General features: G+C 49.2%; 27 protein-coding genes. 9 read left to right on the top strand and 18 right to left on the bottom strand.

Annotation, left to right across the window (positions count from 1 at the left end; genetic code table 11):
• Positions 1-103 precede the first annotated feature (103 nt).
• Positions 104-1,126: a restriction endonuclease gene (locus tag HZB62_08310; GenBank protein ID MBI5075148.1), complete on the bottom strand. Its 1,023-nt coding sequence runs from the start codon at positions 1,124-1,126 to the stop codon at positions 104-106.
• Between HZB62_08310 and cysK the strand changes: the two genes are divergently transcribed.
• On the top strand, positions 1,115-2,044 hold the full coding sequence (cysK, locus tag HZB62_08305) for a cysteine synthase A (protein MBI5075147.1): 930 nt from the start codon (positions 1,115-1,117) through the stop codon (positions 2,042-2,044). The genes HZB62_08310 and cysK overlap by 12 nt on opposite strands.
• Here the strand turns inward: cysK and HZB62_08300 are convergent.
• From HZB62_08300 to HZB62_08270, 7 genes are all read right to left on the bottom strand, one after another.
• Complete coding sequence (locus HZB62_08300) at positions 2,041-3,294, bottom strand: diguanylate cyclase (GenBank protein MBI5075146.1); 1,254 nt, start codon at positions 3,292-3,294, stop codon at positions 2,041-2,043. The two genes, cysK and HZB62_08300, sit on opposite strands and share 4 nt — an antisense overlap.
• A 93-nt stretch (positions 3,295-3,387) precedes the next feature.
• A complete protein-coding gene (locus tag HZB62_08295; protein ID MBI5075145.1) occupies positions 3,388-3,906 on the bottom strand; it encodes a hypothetical protein in 519 nt (172 codons plus the stop codon).
• The gene (locus tag HZB62_08290) at positions 3,903-5,807 is read right to left on the bottom strand and encodes a phosphotransferase (GenBank protein ID MBI5075144.1); all 1,905 of its coding nucleotides are present in this window, start codon (positions 5,805-5,807) and stop codon (positions 3,903-3,905) included. The genes HZB62_08295 and HZB62_08290 overlap by 4 nt, the downstream gene beginning before the upstream one ends.
• The gene (locus HZB62_08285) at positions 5,807-6,985 is read right to left on the bottom strand and encodes a DUF1343 domain-containing protein (GenBank protein MBI5075143.1); all 1,179 of its coding nucleotides are present in this window, start codon (positions 6,983-6,985) and stop codon (positions 5,807-5,809) included. The genes HZB62_08290 and HZB62_08285 overlap by 1 nt, the downstream gene beginning before the upstream one ends.
• Before the next feature lie 20 nt (positions 6,986-7,005).
• On the bottom strand, positions 7,006-7,530 hold the full coding sequence (locus tag HZB62_08280; protein ID MBI5075142.1) for a hypothetical protein: 525 nt from the start codon (positions 7,528-7,530) through the stop codon (positions 7,006-7,008).
• Entirely contained in the window at positions 7,527-8,348 is an 822-nt protein-coding gene (locus tag HZB62_08275) for a ParB/RepB/Spo0J family partition protein (GenBank protein ID MBI5075141.1), read from the bottom strand. The genes HZB62_08280 and HZB62_08275 overlap by 4 nt, the downstream gene beginning before the upstream one ends.
• Positions 8,329-9,099 (bottom strand): ParA family protein, encoded by a 771-nt coding sequence (locus tag HZB62_08270; GenBank protein ID MBI5075140.1) that lies wholly within the window; start codon positions 9,097-9,099, stop codon positions 8,329-8,331. The genes HZB62_08275 and HZB62_08270 overlap by 20 nt, the downstream gene beginning before the upstream one ends.
• 325 nt (positions 9,100-9,424) lie before the next feature.
• On the opposite strand from HZB62_08270, the gene HZB62_08265 reads away from it, so the two are divergent.
• The 6 genes from HZB62_08265 (at position 9,425) to truA (ending at position 16,064) form a co-directional block, all read left to right on the top strand.
• A complete protein-coding gene (locus tag HZB62_08265) occupies positions 9,425-10,627 on the top strand; it encodes a DUF401 family protein (protein MBI5075139.1) in 1,203 nt (400 codons plus the stop codon).
• Between the two features lie 76 nt (positions 10,628-10,703).
• Positions 10,704-12,368, top strand: a complete 1,665-nt coding sequence (gene recN, locus HZB62_08260) for a DNA repair protein RecN (GenBank protein ID MBI5075138.1) — start codon at positions 10,704-10,706, stop codon at positions 12,366-12,368.
• Positions 12,365-12,577, top strand: coding sequence for a 4Fe-4S binding protein (locus tag HZB62_08255; GenBank protein ID MBI5075137.1), 213 nt, complete (start codon positions 12,365-12,367; stop codon positions 12,575-12,577). Before recN ends, HZB62_08255 begins: the two co-directional genes overlap by 4 nt.
• Positions 12,578-12,632: 55 nt before the next feature.
• Positions 12,633-13,817: a PLP-dependent transferase gene (locus tag HZB62_08250; protein MBI5075136.1), complete on the top strand. Its 1,185-nt coding sequence runs from the start codon at positions 12,633-12,635 to the stop codon at positions 13,815-13,817.
• A gap of 170 nt (positions 13,818-13,987) precedes the next feature.
• Positions 13,988-15,226 (top strand): GAF domain-containing protein, encoded by a 1,239-nt coding sequence (locus HZB62_08245; GenBank protein MBI5075135.1) that lies wholly within the window; start codon positions 13,988-13,990, stop codon positions 15,224-15,226.
• Positions 15,227-15,296: 70 nt separating this feature from the next.
• Positions 15,297-16,064: a tRNA pseudouridine(38-40) synthase TruA gene (gene truA / locus HZB62_08240; protein ID MBI5075134.1), complete on the top strand. Its 768-nt coding sequence runs from the start codon at positions 15,297-15,299 to the stop codon at positions 16,062-16,064.
• Here the strand turns inward: truA and HZB62_08235 are convergent.
• On the bottom strand, positions 16,018-16,599 hold the full coding sequence (locus tag HZB62_08235; GenBank protein MBI5075133.1) for an HD domain-containing protein: 582 nt from the start codon (positions 16,597-16,599) through the stop codon (positions 16,018-16,020). The two genes, truA and HZB62_08235, sit on opposite strands and share 47 nt — an antisense overlap.
• A 271-nt stretch (positions 16,600-16,870) precedes the next feature.
• Between HZB62_08235 and HZB62_08230 the strand changes: the two genes are divergently transcribed.
• Positions 16,871-17,083 carry a hypothetical protein gene (locus HZB62_08230; protein ID MBI5075132.1) on the top strand — a complete coding sequence of 71 codons (213 nt, stop codon included), beginning with the start codon at positions 16,871-16,873 and terminating at the stop codon, positions 17,081-17,083.
• Between the two features lie 180 nt (positions 17,084-17,263).
• Positions 17,264-17,719 carry an SRPBCC family protein gene (locus HZB62_08225; protein ID MBI5075131.1) on the top strand — a complete coding sequence of 152 codons (456 nt, stop codon included), beginning with the start codon at positions 17,264-17,266 and terminating at the stop codon, positions 17,717-17,719.
• A 10-nt stretch (positions 17,720-17,729) separates the two neighbouring features.
• Here HZB62_08225 and HZB62_08220 read toward each other — a convergent pair whose 3' ends face one another.
• The 9 genes from HZB62_08220 to HZB62_08180 all read right to left on the bottom strand — a co-directional run bounded on the left by HZB62_08220 (position 17,730) and on the right by HZB62_08180 (position 26,483).
• Positions 17,730-18,374 (bottom strand): CBS domain-containing protein, encoded by a 645-nt coding sequence (locus tag HZB62_08220; GenBank protein ID MBI5075130.1) that lies wholly within the window; start codon positions 18,372-18,374, stop codon positions 17,730-17,732.
• A 105-nt stretch (positions 18,375-18,479) separates the two neighbouring features.
• Complete coding sequence (locus tag HZB62_08215; protein ID MBI5075129.1) at positions 18,480-19,184, bottom strand: ABC transporter ATP-binding protein; 705 nt, start codon at positions 19,182-19,184, stop codon at positions 18,480-18,482.
• The gene (locus tag HZB62_08210; protein ID MBI5075128.1) at positions 19,177-19,899 is read right to left on the bottom strand and encodes an ABC transporter ATP-binding protein; all 723 of its coding nucleotides are present in this window, start codon (positions 19,897-19,899) and stop codon (positions 19,177-19,179) included. The genes HZB62_08215 and HZB62_08210 overlap by 8 nt, the downstream gene beginning before the upstream one ends.
• Entirely contained in the window at positions 19,899-20,837 is a 939-nt protein-coding gene (locus HZB62_08205) for a branched-chain amino acid ABC transporter permease (GenBank protein ID MBI5075127.1), read from the bottom strand. Before HZB62_08205 ends, HZB62_08210 begins: the two co-directional genes overlap by 1 nt.
• Positions 20,834-21,763: a branched-chain amino acid ABC transporter permease gene (locus HZB62_08200; GenBank protein MBI5075126.1), complete on the bottom strand. Its 930-nt coding sequence runs from the start codon at positions 21,761-21,763 to the stop codon at positions 20,834-20,836. Before HZB62_08200 ends, HZB62_08205 begins: the two co-directional genes overlap by 4 nt.
• Positions 21,764-21,796: 33 nt before the next feature.
• A complete protein-coding gene (locus HZB62_08195; GenBank protein ID MBI5075125.1) occupies positions 21,797-22,987 on the bottom strand; it encodes an ABC transporter substrate-binding protein in 1,191 nt (396 codons plus the stop codon).
• A gap of 127 nt (positions 22,988-23,114) precedes the next feature.
• Positions 23,115-23,891 (bottom strand): succinate dehydrogenase/fumarate reductase iron-sulfur subunit, encoded by a 777-nt coding sequence (locus HZB62_08190; GenBank protein MBI5075124.1) that lies wholly within the window; start codon positions 23,889-23,891, stop codon positions 23,115-23,117.
• Positions 23,891-25,804 (bottom strand): fumarate reductase/succinate dehydrogenase flavoprotein subunit, encoded by a 1,914-nt coding sequence (locus HZB62_08185; GenBank protein ID MBI5075123.1) that lies wholly within the window; start codon positions 25,802-25,804, stop codon positions 23,891-23,893. The genes HZB62_08190 and HZB62_08185 overlap by 1 nt, the downstream gene beginning before the upstream one ends.
• 4 nt (positions 25,805-25,808) lie before the next feature.
• Entirely contained in the window at positions 25,809-26,483 is a 675-nt protein-coding gene (locus HZB62_08180; protein MBI5075122.1) for a succinate dehydrogenase cytochrome b subunit, read from the bottom strand.

Below are 26,483 nucleotides of genomic sequence, written 5' to 3'. Positions count from 1 at the left end.
CTTATCAAGAGTTGAAGGCTTCGTAAAAAGACCGTACGCTTCGTTGCGCTTCAAAATTCGTCACTGCGACGTGCCTGTAGGCACGCCTTGCCTCCGAAAGTTATTACAAACCCTTCTCATATTGCCCTCGTGTTCCCAATGTTACGACGTTATCTGCATTCGTGCATGGGCAGATCTCATCGGCTTCGCGCTTTAGGACCGTTGCGGTCTGCTGATCCAGTCCGCTCTTATTTGCAAAGACCTCCTCAGGCATGTCCGCGATATCCTGCGCAAGTATAATATCTGCCCTGAAAAGGGTGTCGAGCATGTTTTTTCGGACAGAATGCAGGATCGTGACCGGGTAGAGCCTCTTGTCCTCGATCATTCGTTCAAGACTGTTTTTCTCAGGATACCTCCAGCTTACGATCTTAAGACCAACACATTCGGCATAGCGTATGGCATCTATCGTACAGCGGGTGTTGGTAACAAGCCAGCCGTTATGAAATGCCATGCGCTTTTCTGAGCGCATATCCGCAGCTTTTTTGATATCCATAAAACGGGCATGAACGTAGAGTGCTATCTTGACGTCCGTAGCCTTGCCCGCGTCACTGTGGTATTTGCATTCAATGACAGAATAGGCATTGTTGGTGCGGGCAATAACGTCGACCTCATGATCTACACAGTACCCCTTGACGATCCGGTTAGTTTCAACCGTGTACCCGTGGTGTGCCATGATCTTTCCAAAATACCGCTCAAAGGGATATCCTGAGGGACCGAGAGCGAATATCGCTTTCTTTATTGAGTACCGCATGCCTGATGCAACATTGTGTTTTCGCAGCAGCTTTCTCGCCTGTCTGAAGATCTCTTCGGTACGTGCTTTCGGCGGGAGCTCTTTTTCTATTTCTTTGGCTATCTCAAAGGCGACTTCAGAAGGAGCGCCTGAACGTATAAGGGAGTTGATCAGTTTGCTGATCTCAAAGTCCTCATTCATGCCGGAGGATTTTATGATCCGTTTTGCCATAGTTGATTCTACCTTATTGTTGTCATTCTGAGAATAGGGGTTATTTCCTGTGATATAATCAGGCTTGGCGCTGATCGGCAATAATAAATAGACCGTATGGAGCAGGGAGGAAACATGAAGCTGCATAGTGAAGTTCTTTCGATGATCGGTAATACACCCTTGGTGAAGATTAGCAGAATGACAGGGCCTGATGATGCTGAGATATGGGCCAAGCTTGAAGGATTCAATCCAGGGGGATCTGTCAAGGACAGGATTGCGCTTGCCATGGTCGAGACGGCTGAGCGTGAGGGAAAGCTTAAGCCGGGCGGGACCATTATTGAACCTACGAGCGGGAATACAGGCATAGGGCTTGCCATGGTTGCTGCGGTCAAAGGGTACAAGCTTATTCTGACGATGCCGGAAACAATGTCCATGGAGCGGAGGCAGCTTCTCCAGGCTTACGGAGCAGAGCTTGTTCTTACTGAGGGGAAAAAGGGCATGAAAGGGGCGGTAGACAGGGCAACAGAGATAAGCGTTGAAAACCGGTCTTATTTCATGCCGCAGCAATTTGAGAATTGCGCCAATCCTGATGTTCATATGAAGACAACTGCAGTCGAGATCCTGAACGATCTGGGCTGCGTTCCGGACGGATTTGTTGCAGGGGTTGGGACAGGAGGTACGATCACAGGCGTCGGCATGGTTTTCAGAGAGAAGAAGCAGGATGTCTGGATCGCTGCTGTCGAGCCGGCTGCATCTCCTGTGCTGTCAGGCGGGAGTGCCGGACCGCACAAGATTGCCGGCATAGGGGCAGGTTTTGTGCCCGGGGTTCTGAATACAAAGATCTATGATGAAGTGATCGCAGTTGCTGACAGCGACGCTGCCGGGACCGCCAGGGCTCTGGCCATAAAAGAGGGGATCCTTCCCGGCATATCCTCTGGCGCTGCAATATGGGGCGCGCTCAGGGTGGCACGGAAGCTCGGCAGAGGAAAGAAGATCGTTGTGATCATCCCGGACAGGGGAGAGCGGTATCTCAGCACAGGGCTGTTTTCGCCCGAGTCGCCTTAATCGTCGATGATAATGCAGGCAACTCTGTTCCTGCCTTCCCTTTTTGCCTTGTAAAGGCTGTCATCGGAACGCATCAGCAGATCGTCAACGGTCTTGTCTGTTGAGCGCAGGGATGCAATACCGAGGCTGACCGTTATCGGTTTCTTGACCACTATGCCTGCGCGGAGGCACAGGTTTTCTTCAACATTTATTCTGAGCCTTTCGGCAAGCGATAGAGCATGTTCAGCGGCCGTATCCGGAAGTACCACAAGGAATTCCTCGCCGCCGTAGCGGCCTGCGATATCATAGGTCCGTATCGAGTCCATGATCAGTGCAGCAGCCTCTTTCAATATCTTGTCTCCTATCATATGGCCGTACGTATCGTTTACTTCTTTAAAGTGATCAATGTCTATCATCATGCAGGCGATGTCTTTTTTCAGTCGTTGAGCCCTTTCCAGCTCTTCCTTAAATCTGGTGAGAACATGCCTTCGATTAAAGAGGCTGGTCAGTTCATCAATGATTGCCATGGTCTCTATCTTTTGACGGGCTTGTGCGATCTGTTTCATCAGTCTGTTTGTGAAGACAAAGACGAGAGCGAGCAGAAGAGCTGTGCTTGCCGCGCCAAGAGAAAGGGTAATCAGCGTATTCAGTTTTCTGAGGCGATGGAGGGTAGAGATGTCAAAGGTAACGCTGATGCCTCCCCTTACTTCCCCGACTTTATACCCCTCCTGAGCGTGGCATTCAAGACAGGACGATTCTACATAGAGAGGGGCCATATACCTGAACAGGGTTTTTCCCGGTTTCTGTTCATCACGGAAATATTCTGTTATTCCCTGCGAAAAGCCCTTCAGTGCCTCCTGCTCAAAGGCATCGGCTCTATTTTCAGGATTGAGAGGTTTGAGGCTTGTGATATGGAAACTGAACAGTCCTTCTTTGTCCGCCAACTCAGATATCTCGCGAGTCATCAGGGCAGGATTTTTCTTGGTGAATACGCGACCGTCTGTGGTCGTAAGGTCAGGATTGACAAGATAGGGATTTGATTGCATGCCGGGAGTTTTCTCTACATAGACCCCGCCATAATGAGAGTTCCATTTTCTGGCCATCACAATACTGGTGAAGAGTGCGCGTGCTTCGGCGCCTGCCTGCTCATAGATAAGCGTTCTGTTTGTCAGGGTCGCAGCGGTAAAGATAGCAACAAAGGACAGAACAACGATCAGGCTGATGCTTATTACGAATCTTTTATATATAGTTATTTCATTTAGGGAATTCATTGTTATTCGGAAATAGTATGGTATGTTCTATAGTAAGGCATAAGGAGTAAGGATTGAAAGTCAGGTAATGGAGAAGCGGCATTTGCAGGCGGGTTAGTCAATGCCGCAGATGCCGAGCCAGTTCTCTATCTCTTTTCTGGAAGCCTTTGCATTAAAGCCATGCCAGAGCTTCTTTTGCTTTGGAAATGCTGCAAGAGCATCTTTGAACTTTCTGAATGAGCCGGGGCCATCCAGCGCGCTGCAGAGAGTGGTTTTGAGGTTCTGGTCCCGGACTGTTATAGCGAATTCTGTCATGGCAGCGTACGTCTTCGCAGGGTTCCGCTCCGGGATCCTTATATAGTGATCGTGCTCATTCATGAAAATATCCAGAGCAAGCTCTATCTCGTCTTCCATCCATTCAGGGATATCAGGGATCTCGTCAGGTTCAACATCTTCGAAGTCAGCAATGTCATCGTAGGTTCTTGATAGAATTTCCCAGGCCCTATTAACGATATCCTGCGAAAGAATGATCACTTCCCCTGTCTTCCTGTCCAAAAAATAGTCAAAAGCCTCCCGCTCGGTGTCCTCCTGGGCCTTCTGTATATCGTCGAAATTGACTGTTGTTCTTCTCATGATAGAGACACTGCCAGGGCATGGAGAGCAGGAAAGATGTCTTTTGCCAGAGCGGTTTCCTGTTGCAGGTAATCAACTGTCTGAGGAATATATTTGAGAAAATAGAGCTTGTTTTTTTCGGTGGAAAGAAAACCGTATGCACCTAATGCCTGCATGTGACGCTGGAGTCTGCAGAAAAGAAGCGATCTGTTAAAATCATGTTCACGGAAGGAGGTCTGGGCTTGCTCCATGCGCGCGATGTAATATTCGATCAGCCTGTCTCTCAGCCTGTCTTCAAGCCGGTAATAGGGGTCCCAGAGCATGGAGGCTATATCATATGCTGCAGGGCCGAGACGTGCTCCCTGATAGTCGATCAGGCGCGGTATGCCGCCCTTTGTGACCATTATGTTCTGTGATTGAAAGTCTCGGTGAAGAACGGTTTTTGGAAAGGCATCAACTTCTCTTGCAAGTCTGTCAAATTCGGCTATGAGGTCCGGGTCTTTCTTATTAATCTTTCTTATGCCATTAATAAATCGCTCCATGAAATACCCTGTTTCCCATCTGAGATGCTCATAATCAAAGATTCGTTCCTTCAGCATCGGACATTCGTCAATGCGTTCAGCTGCTACGGTCTGCAGCTGAACAATGATATCGAGGACCTTCTTGTACATGGTTTCGATCTCATCAGGGGATCTTCTGCATTTAAGCCATGAGTACAGGGACAGGTCGCCGAGATCTTCAAAAAGAGCCTGCTTATGGTCTTCATCAGCAGCGAACATATCCGGAACCGGGAGTGAGCATGTCCTGAAGAATTGTGTGTAAGTGATATGGCGGATGTAATCCGGATCATTTTCTCTGCAGTTCATCAGTATTGCAGTTCTGTTGTTGTGGCTGATCCTGTGATAGGTCCTGTCCGATCCCCCTGAACCTGTGCTGACTACACTGGCAGAATCTTCGCTATGGCCAAACCAGTCTTTGACTGATCGGGTAAGGGGAATTGTTTCTCTGCTTTGTTTTGAGCTGACGGCTATGGAGAATCCCGGGCCTATAATGACGTTCTCAATCGATGTATCAGTGGCTATCTTTGCTCCTGGCAAGAGAATGCAGTTGCTGATGCAGGAAGGTGCCTGAATGATAACGTCTTCTTCTATTGCTACAATGCCGCAGAATTCAGTCTTGCTGCAGTCAAAGGACCCGTGCAGATAGATCGTTTCACCATCTTTTTTTAAGGCATCGAATACTGCGGCTGCGTATGCATCGGGCGTTCCGATATCTGTCCAGGCAGCGCCTGAAAAGTCCACTGTTCCTATCGAATGCCCTGCAGCAACTGATCTCAGCCAGGCATCAACCACACTTGAATTCCCTTTGGGAAGGTGATCGAGGAACTCAGGGGCATAGACCGCTATTCCCATGAATGCAATTTTACATAATCCTGAGTTTTGTTCTTTTGTCACCCTTCCGACAGAACCGAGAAAGCCCCTATGGTCGATCCAGACATTGTTGAATTTATCGTGATTGTGGACCGCCAGCGTCGCAATATTTTTTGAGTCGAGATGTCTTCTGACCAGGGTCTCAAGATCTATATCAGTAAGGATGTCTGCATTATGCGCAATAAAGACCGAATTCTTTACTATTGACTCGGCATTCTTCAATGCCCCGCCTGTGCCAAGCAGGGATGTCTCTCTAAAAATGATTATATTACAATAAGTTGAGTGATTGGATCGCCAGTTCTCGAACTGCTCTGATTTATGATAGGTGTTGATGGCAATGATGTCTGGTGAAAGGCAGGATATCCGGTCAAGAACCGTTTCGATGATGGGTTTGCCGCAGATCGGCAGGAGAGGCTTGGGAATGTGGTCTGTGATCGGCTTGAGGCGCTCCCCATACCCCGCCGCCAATATGAACGCATTGAGTTTAGTCACTAATAGATCAGATAGTTCTTTCGGATATTACTGTTAAACTCATGAAGGTCATCATTCCACCATTTCTCCATCTGATCAATGGACGTTCTGTTTTCAATATCCTTTCTCAGGCGGTCTGTGCCTGCAAGTATATCGATCGGCAGGAGGGTTTTTTCGTATTCATAGGGAGGCTTGTTCCATCTGAACTTTCCTGGGTAAAGATCATGGACAGTCTTAAGAATTGCGGCAGCTGTCTTGAAAGGTCTGAACTTTCCCCTGTCTGTCAGATGGATCTGGGCTCCGCCGCAAAGCTTCCCGGCATGTTTCTGAAAGGTCGGAAGAAAATGCATAGGCCTGAAAATAACCCCTGGCAGGTGTAAAGCCTTAAGTTCTGCTGTCAGCGCTTCAGGGTCAATAAAGGGTGCGCCGAATATCTCGAATGGCCGGGTAGTTCCCCTTCCCTCGCTTATGTTTGTTCCTTCAAGCAGACACATTCCGGGGTACACAGCTGCTGTTTCCAATGTCGGCATATTGGGCGAAGGGAGAACCCATGGCAGACCTGTGTTATCGAACCACATATCTCTTTCCCATCCCTGCATGGGGAGGATGTCAAGGCATAGATCAGGATAAAAGGCATCCTTGAAATAAAGGCCTAATTCGCCGATGGTCATGCCATGGCGGACGGGAAGACTTTGCAGACCCACAAATGATGAATATTCTGGATTAAGGACAGGGCCTTCGATAGCTTTTCCGTTTATCGGATTGGGCCTGTCCAGAATGACGACAGCCTTATTCTGCTCCCTGCAGGCTTCCATAACCAGCGCCATGGTCCATATGAATGTGTAGTAACGGGCCCCTACGTCCTGAAGATCGATCACCATAATGTCTATATTCTTTAACATCTCAGGCGATGGTTTTCGCGTTTTGCCGTACAGGCTATAAATAGGAATTCCGGTTTTCCTGTCCCTGAAACTGTCCCATTCGATCATATTGTCCTGCGTTTCGCCGCGAATGCCATGCTGAGGGCCGAACAATGCTGAGACCTTGAGTTTCTTTGATCTGAAACAGATATCAGCAGAATGCGAGAAGTTACTGGTTATGGAAGCAGGATGTAAAAGCAGACCGATATTCGCATACCTGAATTTTGCAGGCCATCTTTTTTCTATAAGGTCAATTCCTGTTCTGACAAGAGGAGGCATAGACGCTGCAGAATATCTGCTTATTCCAGCAGAAGGTCCCTGATAACCATGGTAAGTTCTTTCAGGCGAATCTCACGGTTCTGCTCAGTGACTTCGAAGATTCTGACATCTTCCCTTTTCCTGATGTCACTGATGAGGCCGGTCCCTTTGTCTGTAATAGAAGCAATAACCGGTTTTTTTGCGTCAAGGAGTGACAGGATGATCTTGCCGAATTTTTTTGATTCTGATGCTGCTCTGCCGATCTCATCGATAAAATAGAGGCCGGTCTTTTTTTCCCTGGAAAAGGTCTGATCGAGAAAGGTCTCAAATCCCTTGATATCAACCTTATATTTACCGACACTGACCTTGCTCTTCAGTTTTGTATGGGCAAAGATCTTATTATCACCATAGAGATTATTGACTTCAAAGCCGGCAACACTTCCTTCGTCCATAACCTCATCGGTCACGAAGCCAACAGGATTAAATTCCTTAAAAATAATACAAAGTCGCTTGATAAGCGTTGTTTTGCCCGCTCCGGGAAGACCTGTGATAAGAATGTTGTTCATTGCATTAATATGTCAAGGAGTCTGTTAAGCTCCTCAAGAGAATAGTATTCTATCTCTATTTTCCCCTTCTTTCTGTTTTTCTGAGCAATATGAACTTTTGTTCCCAAGTGTCTCAAGAGCTTTTCCTCAAGAGAAGCGATCTGGGGGTCATTATCGCGAGGTATTTTAGCAGATTTCTTGGTTTTTTTGGATATTAATTCTGCCTCTCTTACGCTGAGCCCATTTTTTATGATCTTTCTGGCTGCTTCTACCTGATTTATCCTGCCATCGAGTGCCAGCAATGCCCTGGCATGTCCCATGCTCAGCTTTCCTGCGTACAGCATATCCTTTATTTCTGAAGGCAGCTTGAGAAGCCTCAGGTAGTTTGCGACCGTTGCTCTTTCCTTGCCGACCTTATCTGCAAGGTCTTCCTGGGTCAGGCTGAACTCAAGCAGCAGGCGGTTGAAGCCTTCAGCTGTTTCGATCGGATTGAGTTCCTCCCTCTGAATATTCTCGATCAATGCCATTTCGAGGGAGTCTCGTGAGTCAACATTCTTTATGATAGCCGGAATTTTTTTCAGTCCGGCAAGTGTAGCAGCCCGCCATCTTCTTTCCCCGGCAATCAGATAAAAGGAGCCGTCACCAGTCCTCGAAACAAGGATCGGCTGCAGAACCCCTTTTTCTTTTATAGATGCGGAAAGCTCATTCAAGGCGCTCTCATTGAATACTTTTCTCGGCTGCTGCTTGCCCGGCAGTATTCGATCTAGATCAATATGAGTAATATTTTCTCCCTTATCAGGGATGAGGGCGTCGAGCCCTCTACCCAGTGCTGTCTTCACGTAATATCTCCTTTGCCAGGGCAAGATAGCTCTGAGCCCCCCTGGACTTCATATCATAGAGCATTGCCGGCTTCCCATGACTTGGAGCCTCGCCCAATGCAATATTTCTTGGGATCATCGTCTGATATACCTTATCCCCAAAATGCTTCCTCACCTCTTCAACTACCTGATGAGCGAGATTGTTCCTGGTGTCAAACATGGTCAGCACAATGCCCTTGATGTCAAGGCGAGGGTTGAATGATGCCTGAATGCGCCGGATCGTCTTTGTCAGCATGCTCAACCCCTCAAGAGCGTAATACTCGCACTGAACAGGAACCAGAACTGAGTCAGAAGCAACAAGAGCGTTCAGGGTCAGCAGGCCAAGAGACGGGGGGCAATCTATGAATATGTACCGGTAACTATCCTTCAGGTCTTCGAGTGTCTTGGCCAGAATACCCTCTCGCCCATCTTTTTCGATGAGCTCAATTTCTGCTCCGAGCAGATCTGCGCTGGAAGGGACCAGAAAAAGCTGTTCTATCTGCGTATGCACTACTGCCTCAGCAAGCGAGCAGTCACCCGCAATAACGCTGTACAGGGTTTTTTCGACCTCATCCCTGACTATGCCAAGCCCTGAGGTTGAGTTGCCCTGAGGGTCAAGGTCTATCAGGAGTATCTTTTCTCCTGACAGTGCAAGAGAGGCAGCAAGATTAACTGCTGTAGTTGTTTTTCCTACCCCGCCCTTTTGATTTACAATGGATATCACTTTGTTCATGGGCATGCATTATAGCATAGTGAGGGGCGACAATTTAAGGCATTTTTTGTTCCACGTGGAACATTATGGGTGATGGTCAATGTCCGAGGATTGTTCCACGTGGAACAATTTCTTTAGGGAGCCGTGTGTTGCGATTGCATAAAAAGGAGGGGTGGCCCGCTATTTTTCAGCGATAGCACGTATTCTTATGCATAACAATTTTCTGAGAATACGAAAGAATAATCGATAAATTCAGAGATAATAGCTCATAAGTATGGCTCTATATCGCGCAAAGCTACATAATGACCCGCTCCCGTCATATTCCCTGATTGTGATACAATTAACAATGCCGGATCTTATAAAAATATCCCTTATTTTTTTCCTCATGCTCGGCCTGCTCAGGAGGAAGATCGGAATAGGCTATGTAATGTTCATTGCCTCAGTGGCCTTGTTCCTGCTCTATCGCATGAGTCTGTCAGATATCCTTGTTATTGCCGGAAATGTTGTTGCCAGCAGTATTGCCATCAAACTTCTCCTCTCCTTATCGCTCATCAGGATATTTGAGCTGGTTCTCAGGGAACAAAATATTCTCAATGCCATGATGGATACGATAACAAGTTCCTTCAGGTCCAGGAAGGCTGTCATCATATCGATGCCATTACTGATAGGAACGCTCCCTTCCCTTGGCGGCGCTTATTTCTCTGCTCCCATGGTTGAGGTGGCAACCAGGGATACGGAGATGAGCCAAGAGGAAAAGGCCTTTATTAACTACTGGTTCAGGCATCCCTGGGAATGCATTCTCCCGCTGTACCCCGGGATCGTTTTTGCCTCAGCTGTTTCTCATATCCCGCTTAACAGGCTGGCCATAACAAATGCTGTCTGTGCGGCAGCTCTGGTAGCGACAGGATTTATTTATGGCATGAGAGGTATCGGACATCCCCTGCAGAACAGAGACGAGCCTGTGTCGCGCCTTAACAGGAGAGCGTGGCTGAATTTCCTGCCGATTTTAGTTGTGATGATCCTGGTCATTGTTGTTGGCATTGAACTTCATTATGCCTTGCTCCTTGTGCTTATCCCTATCTTCATCCTCTGTCGGTACAGCGGCCGTCAGATCTTTGCTGCGGTGAGATACGGCTTTTCGTGGGACGTGATCATTATGATTGCCGGCATTATTTTCTTCAAAGAAACCATGGACGCTTCAGGCGCAGTGAAAGATCTGGGCAGGTTTTTTATTGAGCATGGTATTCCTTTGGTGCCTGTATTCTGCCTGCTTCCATTTCTTGCCGGACTTCTGACCGGCCATACGGTCGGGTTTGTGGGGAGTACCTTCCCCCTGCTTGTCAGTATCGGTTCTCAGGCCCCGCTATCTCTGGTGTCTCTTGCCTTTGTTTCGGGCTTTGTCGGCGTGCTCCTTTCTCCTGTACATCTATGTCTGATACTGACAAGAGAATATTTTAGGGCAGACCTTTCCGGGATATACAGAAAGACGATCCCTGCCGGCGCAATAGTCTTCGCCATAGCAATTGTCCAGTATTTTTTCATGCAATAACCGCATCTGGCGGAGGCCTGAAGGCAGACATGCTTATGACCATAATCTCCATTGTTTGTGCTATATTTAGGTATCCATGCTGAAAGAACTGAACATCCGGAACCTTGCGATCATCGATGATCTTACGGTCAGATTCGAAAAAGGGCTCAATGTCCTGACAGGAGAAACAGGGGCAGGCAAATCGATCATCGTTGACGCTCTCGGTCTTGCCCTGGGTGATCGGGCCCAGAATGATCTGATCAAGGCAGGGGAAAAGGAAGCAACGGTTCAGGCATACTTCGAACTGGAAGATACCAGTGAATTGCCGGAGATCGGCATAGACGTTTCAGAGGGCATTGTGCTCAGGAGGATCGTCTCAAGTTCAGGAAAAAGCAGGGCGTACATTAACGATTCCATGGTCACGCTCCAGACCCTGACAGAGATGGGCAAATCCCTTGTTGATATTCACAGTCAGCATGAACATCAAAGTCTCCTTACGGCTGATAAGCAGCGGCTTATCCTTGACTCCTATGGGGGCCATACGCATGAGATAGAGCAGGTGAGGGAGCTCTATGCTGTTGTGCAGTCACTCAGGGAAGAGTTCAATGCACTCGCCGAGAAGATCAAGGAGCGGGCTCACAGAATAGACCTTCTCAGCTTTCAGATCAATGAAATAGAATCAGCAGGGTTGATGCCGGAGGAAAAGCAGACGCTTGAAGAAGAGCGGAAGATCCTCTCTAATCTAAGCCGTCTGAAGGAACTGACCGAAACCGCATATGCGCTCCTTTACGAGGAGGACGGTGCATGCACTGACAACCTTGCCAAGGTTCTCGGCAAACTGCGGGATATGCAGGCTGTTGATCCCAGTATCGCTGATACGCTGAGCCTGGTAGAATCTGCAATGCCGCTTCTTGAAGATGCCGCAATTGCGCTGAGGGTATTCAAGGATAAATACGATCTTGATCCTGAGCGCATAGATGAGGTACAGGATCGGCTCGAAAAGATAAAGAGGCTGCAGAAAAAATATGGAGAGAGCATAGAGGCAATTCTGGATTATAAGAGAACTGCTTCTGAGGAGCTGGAGTCGCTTGGAGCCTTTGATGAGCGACTTTTGGCGGTTGAGGAAGAGCTCAAGAAAAATGTTGAGGCCCTCCTGACCGTTGCCCGTGCCCTTTCAGAAAAGCGGGAAAAAACCGCGAAGAAGATAGAAGACCTGATTGAAAAGACCCTCAGAGAGCTGGCCTTCTCGAACACGCAATTCAGGATCGAGGTAAGCCAGGAAACTGATCAGGAGGGCAAATGCAGGATCAATTTCAACGGGATCGACCGGATCGATTTTCTCTTTTCCGCAAATAGCGGAGAACCGCTCAAACCGCTTGCAAAGATAGCTTCAGGCGGTGAGCTCTCAAGGATCATGCTGAGCCTGAAGAGCATTCTGGCTGATGTTGACCACGTTCCTGTCCTGATCTTTGACGAAGTGGATGCAGGTATTGGCGGCAGGACCGCTGACAGTGTTGCCAGGAAGCTCCTCAGGATATCCGGGAAGCACCAGCTCATCTGTATTACTCATCTGCCTCAGATCGCGAGTCTGGCTGACCATCACCTGAAGATAGAGAAGAGGCAGAAGGCCAACGGCGTTTCCGTTTCCGTGCATGAGCTTTCAGGAACAGAACGGCAGGACGAGATCGCGCGAATGCTGAGCGGAACAGTTACCGAGATATCCCGCAGGCACGCTGAAGAGCTTCTGGAGAGAACGAGGTGAAAGGCAGCATTGTCATTGACCGGGAATTATGCAAAGGCTGCGGCAACTGCATTGAGGCTTGTCCCTTGAAGGTCATTGCGATGACAAAGCAGTTTAACAAGGTGGGGTATTTTATTGCAAGCCCAATAGATACTGCGAAATGCACGGGCTGCGCGATCTGTGCGAACATGTGCCCGGAGATCGCTATTACGGTCTATCAGGAAGAATAGTGACGTTACCTGACCAGGCTGAACAGCTGCTTCCCGCCTTGATCCCCCGAAAACCATGAAAAAGAATATTACAGGATTTGGAACAGACGCAGTCCACAAGGGTGAGGGGCAGTTTCCCCACCATCCTTCGAGCACGCCTATCTTTCAGACCAGCACCTTTTACTTTGATACCATTGAAGAGGCTGGCAGGGTCAATCAGGGAGCTCAAAAGGGATTTGTCTATACCAGAATAGGCAATCCCACTGTAGAGGTCTTTGAGAAGAAGCTTGCAGCGCTTGAAAGAGCTGAGGATGCAGTTGCCTTTGCATCCGGCATGGCTGCCCTGGCTGCCGTTTTTCTGGAGGTCCTTGCTCCTGGAGATGAGATGATATCGAGCAGCCGCATTTATGGCGGCTCAAAGGGCTTTTTTGAACAGATCCTGAAAAAGAGCGGCTGCATGGTCCGGTTCTTCGATCCCTATGACAACGTGCAGAAACAAATAGCATCGCTGGTCAACCGAAAGACAAAACTTATTTTCTTTGAAACACCGTCAAATCCTGAGCTGAGCATTATTGACATGAGGGCCATCGCTTCCCTGGCAAAAAAATACAGGCTTTTCAGCGTTATTGACAACACGTTTGCCACGCCTTATCTTCAGCATCCCCTGTCCGACGGCATAGACTGCGTTGTCCATTCGGCGACAAAATATATTGGCGGCCATGGCGACGCCATTGGCGGCATTGTGGCAGGCTCAACGAAGTTCATCGGCCGGCTCAGGGCGACCATGCTGCTCTGCATGGGCGGATGCATATCCCCCTTCAACGCGTGGCTCTTTATCAGGGGCTTAAAGACGCTTCATGTCCGTATGGACTACCACTGCAGGTCAGCAGAGAAGATCACAGGCTTTCTTTCAGGGCATAAGAAAATAACACGTGTCATATATCCAGGGTTGAAAGAACATCCAGGCCATGAGATCGCAAAAAAGCAGATGGCTGCGTATGGCGGGATGTTGTCATTCACCCTTGAAAGCAGAAGTGCCTGTCAACGGTTTCTGAATAATGTCAGATTATGTAAAATTGGCGTAAGCCTTGGCGATACAGAAACTTTAGTATTAAACAGTTCCCTCATGTTTCACGGCGATCGTTCAGACGCTGCATGCCGAAAGGCAGGCATGGATCCTGCGCTGATCAGAGTTTCAACCGGACTTGAAGACCCGGCCGATATCATCGATGATCTGAGAACTGCGCTCAAGTCAGTGTAATCGCACCGGATATAAAGTTTCTTTCCTGGTACCCGCACCCTCTTCTGAGGGACCTGATTGACATCGGAAATGTTCTTGGTTAGAGTTATGGTATGTCAACGAGGCATGAAGATCACTCAAACGCGATAATAGTTCAGATTCGCAAACGTATTTTCACGGTTAATGTGATCATGAGCGTTGTTGTTCTCTCATTTCTTGTGATATTTTTTCGTTATGTCTTCTCTCCGATCATCCCCTTCATGAATTATATTCCGGACGTATCGGTCTCTCTCGTTGTTACCTTCATTTTTTTTCTTTCTGTGGTGGGCCTCTATCTTTCAATGCAGCTGTCAAAGGAAACGATCAGGATCATCCAGGACTACAGCAACAGGCTTGAGAGAATGTTGGGTATTACCAGGGATCTGAGGGAGGAGATCTATGGCGATATCCTTCTCGAAAAGATCATGGACTATGCTCTTTCCATAACGGATTCAGCAGCCGGCTCCCTGCTTCTGCTGGATGAAAAAAAGAAGCTTGTCTTCAAGATCGTAAGGGGTGAAAAGGCCGCCGAGCTGCTCGGCACTGCCGTGGAGCTTGGCAAGGGCATTACGGGGTCAGTAGCCCTTGAAGGGAAGTCCCTCTCCATTTCTGACGTAAAAAAGAGCGAACTGTTTAATCCTCAGTTTGACGCTCTGACAGGCTTTGAGACGAAATCAATCCTTTGCGTTCCGCTCAAGACAAGCTCCGGGGTTATTGGCGTGCTTGCAGTTCTCAATAAAGAGGGCGGCCATCACTACCGTCAGAGAGATGAAGAGATCCTCAGTTATCTTGCGGAGCAGGCGGCCATTTCGATCCTCAAGACAAAATTTGTCGAAGATCAGAAGAATTATGAAATACACCTCACTGACCTGCTCCTTGAAACAATTGATTTCCAGCAGCCTGAGAAGAAGGGGCATGCTCTCAGAGTCGCCCGGTACAGCAATGTTCTTGCGAAGGCGCTTGGCATGTCAATGGAAGAGAAGAAACGTCTGTATTTTGCAAGTCTGCTGCATGATGTCGGCTTTCTCAAGATCGACCCTGACGAGGCATACAAGAAAGATGTTTACATGCAGCATCCGGTGATCGGGTATGAGATGATCAGACCTATCACATTTTATACAGAGATTGCTCCCTTCATACTTTATCATCACGAGCAATATGACGGGAATGGGTATCCTCCGACAAAGCGCAAGGGAGAGAACATCCCGCTTGAAGCCCGCATCATAGCAATAGCCGAAGCTTTTGATGCGATGACAAGCCCCCTGTCGTATAAGGTGCCCTTGACCTACGAGGATGCGCTTCAGGAGCTGAAACAGAAGGCAGGCACCCAGTTCGACCCAAAACTGGTCGATCTTTTCGTCAGCAATATCACCCCCGGGCATACCAAATAAAGAGAAGGAAGACTGCCTCGTTGCCGCCAGCATATCAGCCGGACCGTTCTGACCGACCGCGCACAACATTATGAGACATATTAAGCTGCTGCTTGAATACGACGGCACGAATTACCAAGGATGGCAGTCTCAAAAGTCAGGGAATACCATACAGGATGTTCTTTGCAAAACGATCGTCAGTGTTACAGGCCATCAAATTCGACTTTCCGGTGCGAGCAGGACAGACGCAGGCGTTCATGCCCTGGGACAGGTTGCTGTCTTCAGCACAGATTCAGACCTGACCATCGATGTCCTGAAAAGGGCATTGAATGCAAAGCTTCCGGAAGATATCAGGGTTGTCAGCATAGAAGAAACTGATGGTCTGTTCAATCCGCGCTTTAATGCAGTGAAAAAAAGATATATCTATCTTATAAACATCGGCAGGGACAGGTCGGCCTTTCTTTATAACTACCAATGGCAGATAAAGACAACCCTTGATCTCGACGCAATGAGAGAAGCCGCTTCACTCTTGACAGGGGAACACGATTTTTCATCTCTCAGGGGTTCAGGATGCAGCGCAAAGACAACAGTGAGGCATATTTATTCTCTTGAGATCGCAGCCCTTCAATCCATGGAGTTCATGTCTGCTTCGATGAAGGGCGACTGGATCAGGGTATCCGTGGAGGCTAATGCTTTTCTGAGGCATATGGTCAGAAACATTGTCGGCACCCTTGCAGAGGTCGGCAAGGGTAAGCTCGAAGCGAGAGATGTGAACGCTATACTCAATGCACGGGACAGAACAATGGCCGGCCCTACTGCTCCTGCAGCCGGCCTTTTTCTTGAGAAGATCTATTATTGAAAAGCCGATGCAGTTCTTCGAAAGCCCCGAGTTTTTCAGGCCCGAACTTCTCTAATTCCTCTCTCACCTCATCTTCTGATTTTTCCTGCCGCAGCCGGCCGATCCTTTTTGAATAGAACTTGTCCGCATAGCAGACGATCTTTTCTTCAATGGTCTGCGGCCTCATGTCCCGCATGGGGAGAGGAAGATTCAGCGCCTCAATGTCCGTGATGCCGAGGCCGGTGCCAATATGCCTCTCACAAACAAGTGCGTGCCGGGGAAAACCTTCTTTTTCAAGAAGCTCCCGTCCAAGATAACCGTGACAGATGTATGGCCTGTCCCCATGACAACCAAGCTCAGGTGCATGGACAAAAACGATGCCTATGTCATGAAGCATGGCTGCCTCTTTGATAAACGTGATATCAGGCGATAGGTGGCTCACGTGTTCAGCAACAGCAATGGCCTTTTCCATGACCAAACTGCTGTGCTCAATAAGGATATCAGAGGCAGCTGAGCCCGGAGCGAAATAGTAATTTATAATTGTTAGCACATCCATCATATCTCTTTATCTGCCGAGTTCATTGAATAGTAATTTTAGCAGAGAATGGTCATGGTGTGCGATACACATGCGCAGGACTTTTAAAAAGCACAGCAGCCCTGAATTTTCTTTATAACGATATCGCCCTCGTGACATATTCATGCACTAACTCTTTGACAGAGTAATGCAGATTTATGCGCGGCCAAAAGATATTCCTTGACCGTGCCGCTATACATACTATAATGGAAGTAAGCAGTAAATTCTTTCTGACTTTAAGGGGGGAAGAAAGATGATCTGTCCGATCTGTAGTTGCCGGCTCACGCCGGTGGGAAGCACAATGGTTGAGAGCATGGACACATCTGATGGTGCTGTAATGTCTGTCCAGAACACCTATCAGTGCAGAAATGCCGGGTGCGAATCCTTCACTGAGGACTATATCTGGACATTCAATGGCGAGAGCTTCATCATGCACCATCTCGAGAGGCATCTCGAAGCTGCTTAGGCATAGCGATCTCTGATGTCGGCTGCTTTTTGCAGATGATTACTGTTCCCTTCTTCTCTGCCCACCGGTCTTAGGAATTCAGATGTACATCCCGCATGAAAAAACACTATGCAGCCCGACCCCGAAAGATTTGCTATAATTTCTCAGCACTAATTTAAGTAAGGACAGGAAAGATACCCCATGATCATCAAGAACAAAATACGCATGTCTGCGCCGCCGGAAAAGATCTGGGGCTTTATTACCGATCCCATGCTCATGAAGATTTGGAACCCCAGGATAACGGCTGTCGTGCCGATAACCCCCGGAAGACCGCAGGCAAATTCGCAATATCGGATTCGGTATAAGCTGGCAGCGAAGGAAAGCAATTTTCTCGCAGAAATCCTGGAGTATGAGGATTCTGCGCGTATTGCGCTTCACTTTTCAGGCGGCAACCTCCCCAAAAAAGGCTTTATTCAGGAGATCTATGAGGTGTTTCCTGACAGCAAGGGAACTCTGCTGAAGCAAACCGTTCTTATTGAGAAAAGCGGTATGGGGATTGCCGGCAGATTGTCGCTGAGAATAAGAAATATCATGGGGGCGTCTTCAGGCAAAAGATACCTTTCCCGCCTGAGGGAACTGGCAGAAGGTTCTTCCTGACGCAGAGGGGCTACCCCTTGTCTATCTTCACTCCCTTGAATGTTCCCATGAGCTCTGATTTCAGCGCCCCGAACTTGCCTTCTCCGCTGCACCGGATAACGACGTTCCGATAACCCTTTGCTGCTTTTTCGTAGGAAGTAAGAATGCTCTGCAGGCTAAAGCCGTATTTTCTGATGATGTCTGCCACCTCTCGCACAGAACCGGGTCTGTCATCAACCATCACCGCTATTCTATGGCCACCGTGCCTAACGCCGGTAATATCCACCAGCACCCGGAATATGTCCCTATCGGATATGATGCCGGCAACCCTGCTGTTTTCGATGACAGGAAGAGAACCGATGCTGTTGTCATACATAAGCATGGCAGCCTCTTCAACCGGGGAATCCGGAGTAATCGTGACGACCTTTGTCTTCATCAGCTCTTTTACTTTGGTAGTTGCAAGGAGGTAATGCAGTTCATACACATCGAGTGATGTTGCCTTGGACGGACTGAACTCCCTGATGTCCCTGTCCGATATGATGCCCTTGAGCCTCTCGTCCTTTACCACAGGGATATGCTTTATCTTCTTCTCCTTCATGAGCTTGACTGCTTCGGAAACGCTGCTGTCAGGAGCTATGGTGATCACTTTTCTTGTCATCCAGTCAGAAACGAACATAATAAATACCTCCTAAATAAGTGACGCGTAATGAGTAAGGTGTAATGAGAAGTGTATAAAAAGACTTCTATCTGTTACCCATCACGTATTATGCATCACGGTCTTTTACACTCCCAGATATGCTTTTTTCACATGCTCATCATTAAGCAGTGCCTGGCCTGTACCCTGAAGCGTAATCCTGCCGGTCTCGAGCACATACGCCCGGTCAGCGATCGAAAGGGTCTGCTTTGTGTTCTGCTCAACAATAAGGACCGTGGTCCCGGCTTCCCGTATCCGCTTGATGACATTAAAGACCTCTCTGACAAGAATAGGGGCGAGCCCGAGCGATGGTTCGTCAAACATCAGCAATTTCGGCAAAGACATCAGGCCTCTTCCTATAGCAACCATCTGCTGTTCACCGCCACTCAATGTCCCGCTAAGCTGCCTTCTCCGCTCACCGAGCCTCGGAAAGAGCTCAAATACCATCTCCTTGGTCTTCAGTCTCTGTTTCTTCGCCTCGCCCTTCAATGAACCCATGTCCAGGTTCTCTTCCACGGTCATCTCCACGAACAGTCTTCTTGCCTCAGGACAGAGGGCCAATCCCTGCTCTATCAGTTTGTAGGGTTCGATTTTATGGATCAGGGCTCCGTCAAAGACCACCTCACCCTTTCGGGGCCTCACTATCCCGGAGATCGTCTTCAGGGTTGTTGACTTGCCTGCTCCGTTTGCACCGATGAGGGCGACGATCTCACCTTTTTTCACCTCAAAGGCAACATCCCAGATCACCTGGACATCTCCATAGAAGACGTCTATGTTCCTTATCTCAAGCACTCTCTGTTTCTCCAAGATACGCCTCAACCACAAGGGGGTTGTTCCCTATCTCATGCGGCGTTCCCTCTGCCAATTTCTGTCCATAGCTTAATACAACGATCCTGTCGGAAATAGCCATGATGACCTTCATGTGATGCTCTATGATCATGATGGTTATGCCTCTTTCCTTTATCCTGCGTATGATCCCGATGGAATCGTCAAGTTCTGCAGGGTTCAGTCCTGCAAAGGATTCATCAAGCAGAAGCATCTCGGGCTGGGTGGCAAGTGCCCGGGCTATCTCGAGCTTCTTTCTCTTGCCGAGCGGAAGTCCCTTTGATATAACTTCCCGGTCATCGTATAGTCCGGTAAATTTGATCGTTTCCAGGGCTATTTCCTCGGCCTGGGACCTGTTCTTCACGCGCAGAAAGGCTGAAGCTATCACATTGTCGAGCACACTCATCCTCTGAAGGGGTCTTACTACCTGAAAGGTCCTGGCAATGCCCATCTTGCAGATCTGGTGAGGTTTGAGGCCGGATATCTTCTTCTGGTTAAAGAAGACTTCGCCCCTGGAGGGCGCATAGAAACCGTTCACCACATTGAACATGGTGGTCTTTCCTGCGCCATTCGGTCCGATCAGGCCAAGGATTTCCCCCTTTTCAACGCCGAATGAGATATCGGTCAGGGCTGCAAGTCCGCCGAAGAAACGCGAAACGCCTTTGACCTCAAGCATTGCCATCAGCCGGCCCTCCCGATCCTGAGGAACCTCTTCAGCTTGGGCCAGTCCCCGACCACGCCGTTAGGCAGGAAAATAATAATCACAATTAAGAGGATGCCGAAGAAGGTATGATGCGCAGCACCGAGCTTGGGAATGGTCCGGATGATCTCGGCAAGAAAGACCATGATGATCGCACCGACAAAGGGTCCCCAGTATGTTGCCACTCCTCCGACCATAACCACCATGATCGTTACGATCGAGATGTCATGCAGCGCAAAAACGATCTTGGGATCAATGTATCCCATATAGTTTGTATAAAAGGCGCCTGCAAGCCCGGTGATCACAGCACTCAGGCTGAGCGCAATTGTCTTATAAAGCGTTGTGTTAATGCCGAGGGATTCAGCAGCATCCTGGTCTTCCCGGATCGCCACAAAGTAATAGCCAAGTTTGGATTCGATGACCTTTTTCACGAGGAAGAAACTCAGCAATGCAATGACAAGAATGACATAGAAATACCAGGTCTTCTCGATCCAGGTTCTTTCTCTGATCATGATGCCAAGATCGCCTTCGGTAATAGTCGTAAGATTCTCTGCCATGACCCTCAGGATAACACCCATGGCCAGCGTGCCGAGCGCAAAGAAAGGGCCTTTCAGCCTTAAACATATGTACCCGATGACAAGGGCGAAGATCGTGACAACGAAGATGCTGATCGGCAGTCCCCACCACCCGGATATGCCAAGCTTGTTATAGAGGATTCCGGCTGTGTATGCACCCACGCCAAAGAAGGCAGCATGACCGAATGATACCTGACCGCAGTACCCGCCAAGGAGGTTCCATGCCATGCCGATGACTGACCACATGATCACGAGGATCAGGATATGCATCCAGTATGAGCTCAACCCGAGCAGAGGAAGGATTGCGAGGAGCCCGGCAACGATCAGAGGAAGCGCCTTTTTCATTTTCCGAGCCTCTTCTTTTTGAAGAGCGACATGATGCCTCCCGGCACAAAGATAAGGGCCGCGACAAAGATCACAAATCTGCCCACAGGCGCCCATCCCATGCCCACATAGGTAGAGGTCAAGGATTCGAATACGCCGAGGATAAGACCACCGACAATTGCCCCGACTGTAGATCCGAGGCCGCCGAGGATCGTGATGACAAAAGCGATCAGGGTAAACTGACCTCCCAGGTCAGGGTAGAGATAGTAGATAGGGATGAAGAGGCAGCCGGCAGAACCGACAAGCGCAGAGCCGAGACCAAAGGTGAAGACCCTCATCCTTTCAACGTTTACCCCCATAAGCTGGGCTGCTTCCTTGTCCTGTGCTGTTGCCCGGATGGATTTTCCCATGTCTGTCTTTGCCAAAAAGAACCAGAGGCAGGCTGTGATGAGCAGGGCAACGCAGAATGAGACTGACCACGCCATCGAGAGCGAAAGCTCGATCGGCGATGTCTTCCAGATGTCCGAAAGGTACCAGGCCTTTGTCGCATATTCGACCGGAGTGGTCTTGTAATCTGACGAGAAAATGATCGTGGCGATGTTGGCAAGCACCATGCCGATGCCTACGGTAAGGATGACCTGGTTTTCGGGTATGATAGCTTCAACCTTCAGCACCGGATTTATGAGGTACTTCTGAATAAATATGCCGAGGAAAAAAAGAACCGGAGCAGCGATCAGTATTGACAGATAGGGGTCGATATGAAACGAGGAAAAGAGCACATAGGCGATATACATGCCGACCATCATCAGTTCGCCATGGGCGAGGTTGATGATCTTCATGACGCCCATGATCAGGGTCATGCCGATGCCGATAAGGGCATACAGGCCTCCAAGGAGGAGGCCTGATATCAGCGTCTGCAGCAGAACTTCAAGCCCTGCAGATGTCATGTGGTATTAACCGGTTTTACTCATATTAATGAATTACCTTCTCTCTCTCCAGGTCGGCATGGGGTATACATATTTTTTGCTTGCATGTTTTTCAGGCCAGATGGTCTCATGCTCTCCTTTAATGACCTGCAGCACATAGGTATCAGAGAAATTCTGGTTCTGATAGCCTTCCTTGTCTTCGAATTTTACAGGGCCGAAGGCTGTTGTCATATTCGTTGCCTTAAGGCTAGCACGTATTCCCTCAGGAGTCCAGTCCTTTGCCTTTTCGAGCGCTTCTTTGGTCACGAAAAGGGCTGAATAGGCTGATGCTCCATGATAAGAAGGATAGTCGCCGTATTTCTTTTTGTATTTCTCTGCATATTCTTTTGAGCCCGGGTATTTAAGCTGCGTTGTCCAGAGCGTTGCAGTGATCACATATTCTGCCGCGTCCTTTGCATTATCAATGAACTCAGGGATAGCAAATCCTGCTGCCCCTCCGGCAAAGAGCTTGGCATCGATCCTCAGCTCCTTGATCTGCTTCATCAGGAGTGAGGCATCCATAACATACGAGACCATATAAAGAACGTCGGGCTGGGCTGCCTTGACCTTCGAAAGAAGAGGCTTGAAGTCCACAGAGCCTGCCTCGTACTTCTCTTTCAGTACCACCTTAATGCCTGCCTTCTCGGCATCTTTCACCATAGCGTCAGCTCCTGATGTGCCGAAAGCAGAGCTTTCAAAAAGGATAGCAATGGTTTTGGGTTTAACCACATTCTTGATGAAGTCGATAACAGCGTCGCTGTAATGGGCATTGACCGGGTTCTGGCGGAATACGTACTTGTAATGCTTCTGGGTGATGTCATCGTCAGCGCTGGCAACCACGAGATAGGGGGTCTTCCGCTCCTCGGCAACGGCAGCAACCGCCTTTGCACACGCTGAGGTGTATTCTCCCACAATGATCGGCTGTTTCTTGGTGTCGATCAGCTTCTCGACAATGGCGCGGGCCGTCTCGGGCTTAGCGCCGGAATCTTCAAACGAGAGGTTAATTTTCTTTTTCTTGATGCCGCCCTTGGCATTGATCTCTTCTGCTGCGATCTCATAGGATCTTTTCATCATCTCGCCGAACTTTGCCTGCTTGCCTGTCAGAGGCAGCGGGATAACAAGGTCAAAGGTATCTGCTGCGAAAAGCGATGAGGCAATAAGGCTCAGCACAAAGGACATAAGAATGATAAGGCTCAGACGTTTCATGGTTCCTCCTTACGACGGTTTGTATTATTGCTCATTAGCATAGGCTTTAAATTATAAGCTTATAATTAAATCTTATAGAATGTTCTTTAGAAATGCAAGAGGTAAATAGTGCAGTAAGCTGCCGGTCCTAATCACTGCCGCTCTTTCCCCTGACTTTGATCAGCTCCCCGGGTATGGCCTTTATATATTCCCGGTTCAATGTTGCGATGAACTTTGCCTTGATGCCTTTCGGGCATACAGCCTCGCATTCATAGTGGTTGCTGCAGTTGCCGAAACCCTCCTTGAGCATTGCAGCGGTCATCATGCAGACGCGCCGTGCAGCCTCTATCCTTCCCTGAGGAAGCGCTGCCAGATGCGACACCTTTGCTCCTGTAAAGAGCATGGCTGAACCATTAGGACAGGCTGCCACGCATGCGCCGCATCCTATGCATTCGGCCGCATCCATCGCAGTATCAGCCTCCTCTTTGGATATCAGCACAGTATTTGCGTCCGGAACGCCACCTGTATGCACTGACACGTACCCGCCAGACTGGATAATGCGGTCAAGGCTGCTTCTGTCAACAATCAGGTCTTTGATCACCGGGAAGGCCCTTGCCTTCCAGGGTTCAATATAAATAGTATCGCCATCTCTAAAGTTGCGCATATGCAGTTGACAGACCGTAGTTTTTTTCTGCGGGCCGTGGGGGATGCCGTTTATCACCTGGGAACACATGCCGCAGATACCTTCCCTGCAGTCATGGTCAAAGGCTATGGGCTCTTTGCCCTTTCTGATCAGTTCCTCGTTCACCAAATCAAGCATCTCAAGGAACGACATGTCAGGGCTGATGCCTGCAGCCGGGAGCTCTTCAAGTCTTCCCTTGTCCGCAGGGCCCTTCTGTCTCCAGACGAAAAGGGTCAGGTCCATTATTTATAGCTCCTCGTTGCAAGCTGTATATTCTCAAAGACAAGAGGCTCTTTGTGGAGTTCGGGGTTGCTGTCAGGCCCCTTGAACTCCCATGCTGCTGCGTAAGAGAAATGATCGTCGTCCCGCCTGGCCTCGCCGTCCGGCATCTGATGCTCGATTCTGAAGTGTCCGCCGCAGGATTCTTCGCGATGAAGCGCATCAAGTGCCATAAGTTCTGCGAAATCGAGGAAGTCTGCAACACGACCTGCCTTCTCAAGTTCCTGATTCAGTTCTGACCTGCTGCCTGGGATCCTCACATTCTCCCAAAACTCTGCCCTGAGTTCCGGTATGAGCTTCAATGCACGGTTGAGACTTTCTCTGCTCCTTGCCATGCCGACATTTTCCCACATGATCCTGCCAAGATCACGATGGAAATCGTTTGCTGTTTTTTTACCCTTGATCGAAAGCAGTTTTTGCGCCATTGTCTCGACCTGCTCCTGCGATTTTTGAAACTCAGGCTGTTCGGCAGAGGCCTGGCCGGGAACAGTTCTGGCAAGGTAGTCGGCTATTGTGGAGGGGATGATGAAATACCCGTCTGCAAGTCCCTGCATGAGAGCGCTCGCACCAAGGCGGTTTGCGCCGTGGTCTGAGAAGTTGGCCTCGCCAAGCACAAACAGTCCAGGTATGGTGCTCTGGAGATTGTAGTCAACCCAGAGCCCGCCCATCGTATAGTGCGGAGCAGGATAGATCCTCATGGGCTGCTCATAGGCGTTCTCAGCGGTGATCTTTTCATACATCTCGAAAAGGTTGCCGTACCGTTCCGCGATCTTCTCCCTGCCGAGACGGCCTATGGCATTGCTGAAATCGAGGTACACTCCTCTGCCGCCCGGGCCCACTCCGCGGCCTTCATCGCAGACCTCTTTTGCTGCACGTGACGCGATATCCCTGGGTGCGAGGTTTCCGAAGCCCGGATATTTTCTTTCGAGGAAATAGTCCCTTTCCTCTTCCGGTATATCTTTCAGATGCCTTGCATCTGCTCCTGTCTTCGGCACCCACACCCTTCCGTCGTTCCTGAGGGACTCGGACATCAAGGTCAGTTTCGACTGATGGTCACCGGTCACCGGTATGCAGGTCGGGTGTATCTGGGTAAAACAGGGATTCGCAAATAAGGCCCCTTTTTTGTACGCGCGATATGCAGCGGTTACGTTTGAACCCATGGCATTGGTCGAAAGATAAAAAACATTTGCATACCCGCCGGTACAGAGACATACCGCATCTGCAGCATGGCTGGAGATCTTTCCTGTTACGAGGTCCCTGATCGTAATTCCCTTTGCCTCGTTGTTGATCAGCACGAGGTCTAACATCTCCGTCCTGGGAAAAAGCCGGACCGTGCCTGCCTTTACCTGTCTCGACAGTGCAGCATAGGCGCCCAATAAGAGCTGCTGACCTGTCTGGCCCCGCGCGTAGAATGTCCTTGAGACCTGTGCTCCGCCAAAAGAACGGTTATCGAGATACCCCGCATAATCGCGGGCAAGCGGAACACCCTGTGCAACACATTGGTCAATAATATTATTGCTGAGTGTTGCAAGGCGGTACACATTTGCCTCTCGTGACCTGAAGTCGCCGCCTTTTATCGTGTCATAGAAGAGGCGGAATATGCTGTCTCCGTCACTGGGATAGTTCTTTGCTGCGTTGATGCCGCCCTGGGCCGCGATGCTGTGGCCCCTGCGCGGGCTGTCCTGAAAGCAGAATGCCTCAACCTGGTATCCGAGCTCTCCCAGGGTTGCTGCTGCAGAGGCTCCCGCAAGGCCGGTGCCTACGACAAGGATCTTATACTTGCGCTTGTTGGCCGGATTAACAAGCTTCAGATCCTGTCTGCGCTTGTCCCACTTTTCAGCCAGAGGACCTGTCGGGCATTTGCCGTCAAGAATCATGGTTTTACCTTCCTACCAGGCCGGCAACTATACTTACCGGGATAGATATGTAACCGAGAAAAAGGACCACAGCCGCGATCGTGCCTATCTTTATAACTGCAGGAAGGGTTCTTTCATTGTTCAGGCCAAGGGTCTGGAACATACTCTGTATGCCGTGACTGAGGTGCAGTGCGAGTGCTCCCATGGCAAGGACATAGAGCCCTGCCACAGATATATTCCTGAAACTGAGTACCACCATCATAAAGATATCAGGCCTGCCTGCAGCGTCAGGATTTTGATAGGCCGCCAGTCCTGGATAGATCACCTCCAAAGTAAAATGCAGAAGATGATATAAAAGATAGCTGGCAATGAGCAGGCCTGTCCAGATCATATTCCTGCCTGCAAAGGTCGAGCTGAGATCTTTGCGGACAGCGTACCGCTGAGGTTTTGCTGCACGGTTCTCAAGAGTGAGATGGATACCGAAAAGAATATGCAGGCAGAGGGCTGTAAGCATGATCAGGCGGATAAGCCAGAGAAAAGCGCCGAGGCTGTGCAAAAGCTTCCCGTACGCATTGATCCCATCCGGGCCGCTGAACAGGGAGGCATTGCCAAGGAGATGGATAATGACAAAAATAACCATGGCAAGCCCGGTAAGGGACATCACGATCTTTCTGCCTACCCTGTTTTGAAACAGTATCAT

This window comes from Nitrospirota bacterium (genome assembly GCA_016214855.1).
Classification (GTDB): domain Bacteria; phylum Nitrospirota; class Thermodesulfovibrionia; order Thermodesulfovibrionales; family UBA6898; genus UBA6898.
The sequence above is the reverse complement of the archived record's forward strand: the minus strand, read 5'-3'. Positions and strand labels throughout refer to the sequence as shown.

What these genes read in the sequence shown, in the direction of transcription:
- cysK (MBI5075147.1), top strand. Translation starts at nt 1,115, where the DNA reads ATGAAGCTGCATAGTGAAGTTCTTTCGATGATCGGTAATACACCCTTG.
- HZB62_08310 (MBI5075148.1), bottom strand. Translation starts at nt 1,126, where the DNA reads ATGCAGCTTCATGTTTCCTCCCTGCTCCATACGGTCTATTTATTATTG.
- HZB62_08300 (MBI5075146.1), bottom strand. Translation starts at nt 3,294, where the DNA reads ATGAATTCCCTAAATGAAATAACTATATATAAAAGATTCGTAATAAGC.
- HZB62_08295 (MBI5075145.1), bottom strand. Translation starts at nt 3,906, where the DNA reads ATGAGAAGAACAACAGTCAATTTCGACGATATACAGAAGGCCCAGGAG.
- HZB62_08285 (MBI5075143.1), bottom strand. Translation starts at nt 6,985, where the DNA reads ATGCCTCCTCTTGTCAGAACAGGAATTGACCTTATAGAAAAAAGATGG.
- HZB62_08280 (MBI5075142.1), bottom strand. Translation starts at nt 7,530, where the DNA reads ATGAACAACATTCTTATCACAGGTCTTCCCGGAGCGGGCAAAACAACG.
- HZB62_08270 (MBI5075140.1), bottom strand. Translation starts at nt 9,099, where the DNA reads ATGAACAAAGTGATATCCATTGTAAATCAAAAGGGCGGGGTAGGAAAA.
- HZB62_08265 (MBI5075139.1), top strand. Translation starts at nt 9,425, where the DNA reads ATGCCGGATCTTATAAAAATATCCCTTATTTTTTTCCTCATGCTCGGC.
- recN (MBI5075138.1), top strand. Translation starts at nt 10,704, where the DNA reads ATGCTGAAAGAACTGAACATCCGGAACCTTGCGATCATCGATGATCTT.
- HZB62_08250 (MBI5075136.1), top strand. Translation starts at nt 12,633, where the DNA reads ATGAAAAAGAATATTACAGGATTTGGAACAGACGCAGTCCACAAGGGT.
- HZB62_08245 (MBI5075135.1), top strand. Translation starts at nt 13,988, where the DNA reads ATGAGCGTTGTTGTTCTCTCATTTCTTGTGATATTTTTTCGTTATGTC.
- truA (MBI5075134.1), top strand. Translation starts at nt 15,297, where the DNA reads ATGAGACATATTAAGCTGCTGCTTGAATACGACGGCACGAATTACCAA.
- HZB62_08235 (MBI5075133.1), bottom strand. Translation starts at nt 16,599, where the DNA reads ATGGATGTGCTAACAATTATAAATTACTATTTCGCTCCGGGCTCAGCT.
- HZB62_08230 (MBI5075132.1), top strand. Translation starts at nt 16,871, where the DNA reads ATGATCTGTCCGATCTGTAGTTGCCGGCTCACGCCGGTGGGAAGCACA.
- HZB62_08225 (MBI5075131.1), top strand. Translation starts at nt 17,264, where the DNA reads ATGATCATCAAGAACAAAATACGCATGTCTGCGCCGCCGGAAAAGATC.
- HZB62_08220 (MBI5075130.1), bottom strand. Translation starts at nt 18,374, where the DNA reads ATGTTCGTTTCTGACTGGATGACAAGAAAAGTGATCACCATAGCTCCT.
- HZB62_08210 (MBI5075128.1), bottom strand. Translation starts at nt 19,899, where the DNA reads ATGGCAATGCTTGAGGTCAAAGGCGTTTCGCGTTTCTTCGGCGGACTT.
- HZB62_08205 (MBI5075127.1), bottom strand. Translation starts at nt 20,837, where the DNA reads ATGAAAAAGGCGCTTCCTCTGATCGTTGCCGGGCTCCTCGCAATCCTT.
- HZB62_08200 (MBI5075126.1), bottom strand. Translation starts at nt 21,763, where the DNA reads ATGACATCTGCAGGGCTTGAAGTTCTGCTGCAGACGCTGATATCAGGC.
- HZB62_08195 (MBI5075125.1), bottom strand. Translation starts at nt 22,987, where the DNA reads ATGAAACGTCTGAGCCTTATCATTCTTATGTCCTTTGTGCTGAGCCTT.
- HZB62_08190 (MBI5075124.1), bottom strand. Translation starts at nt 23,891, where the DNA reads ATGGACCTGACCCTTTTCGTCTGGAGACAGAAGGGCCCTGCGGACAAG.
- HZB62_08185 (MBI5075123.1), bottom strand. Translation starts at nt 25,804, where the DNA reads ATGATTCTTGACGGCAAATGCCCGACAGGTCCTCTGGCTGAAAAGTGG.
- HZB62_08180 (MBI5075122.1), bottom strand. Translation starts at nt 26,483, where the DNA reads ATGATACTGTTTCAAAACAGGGTAGGCAGAAAGATCGTGATGTCCCTT.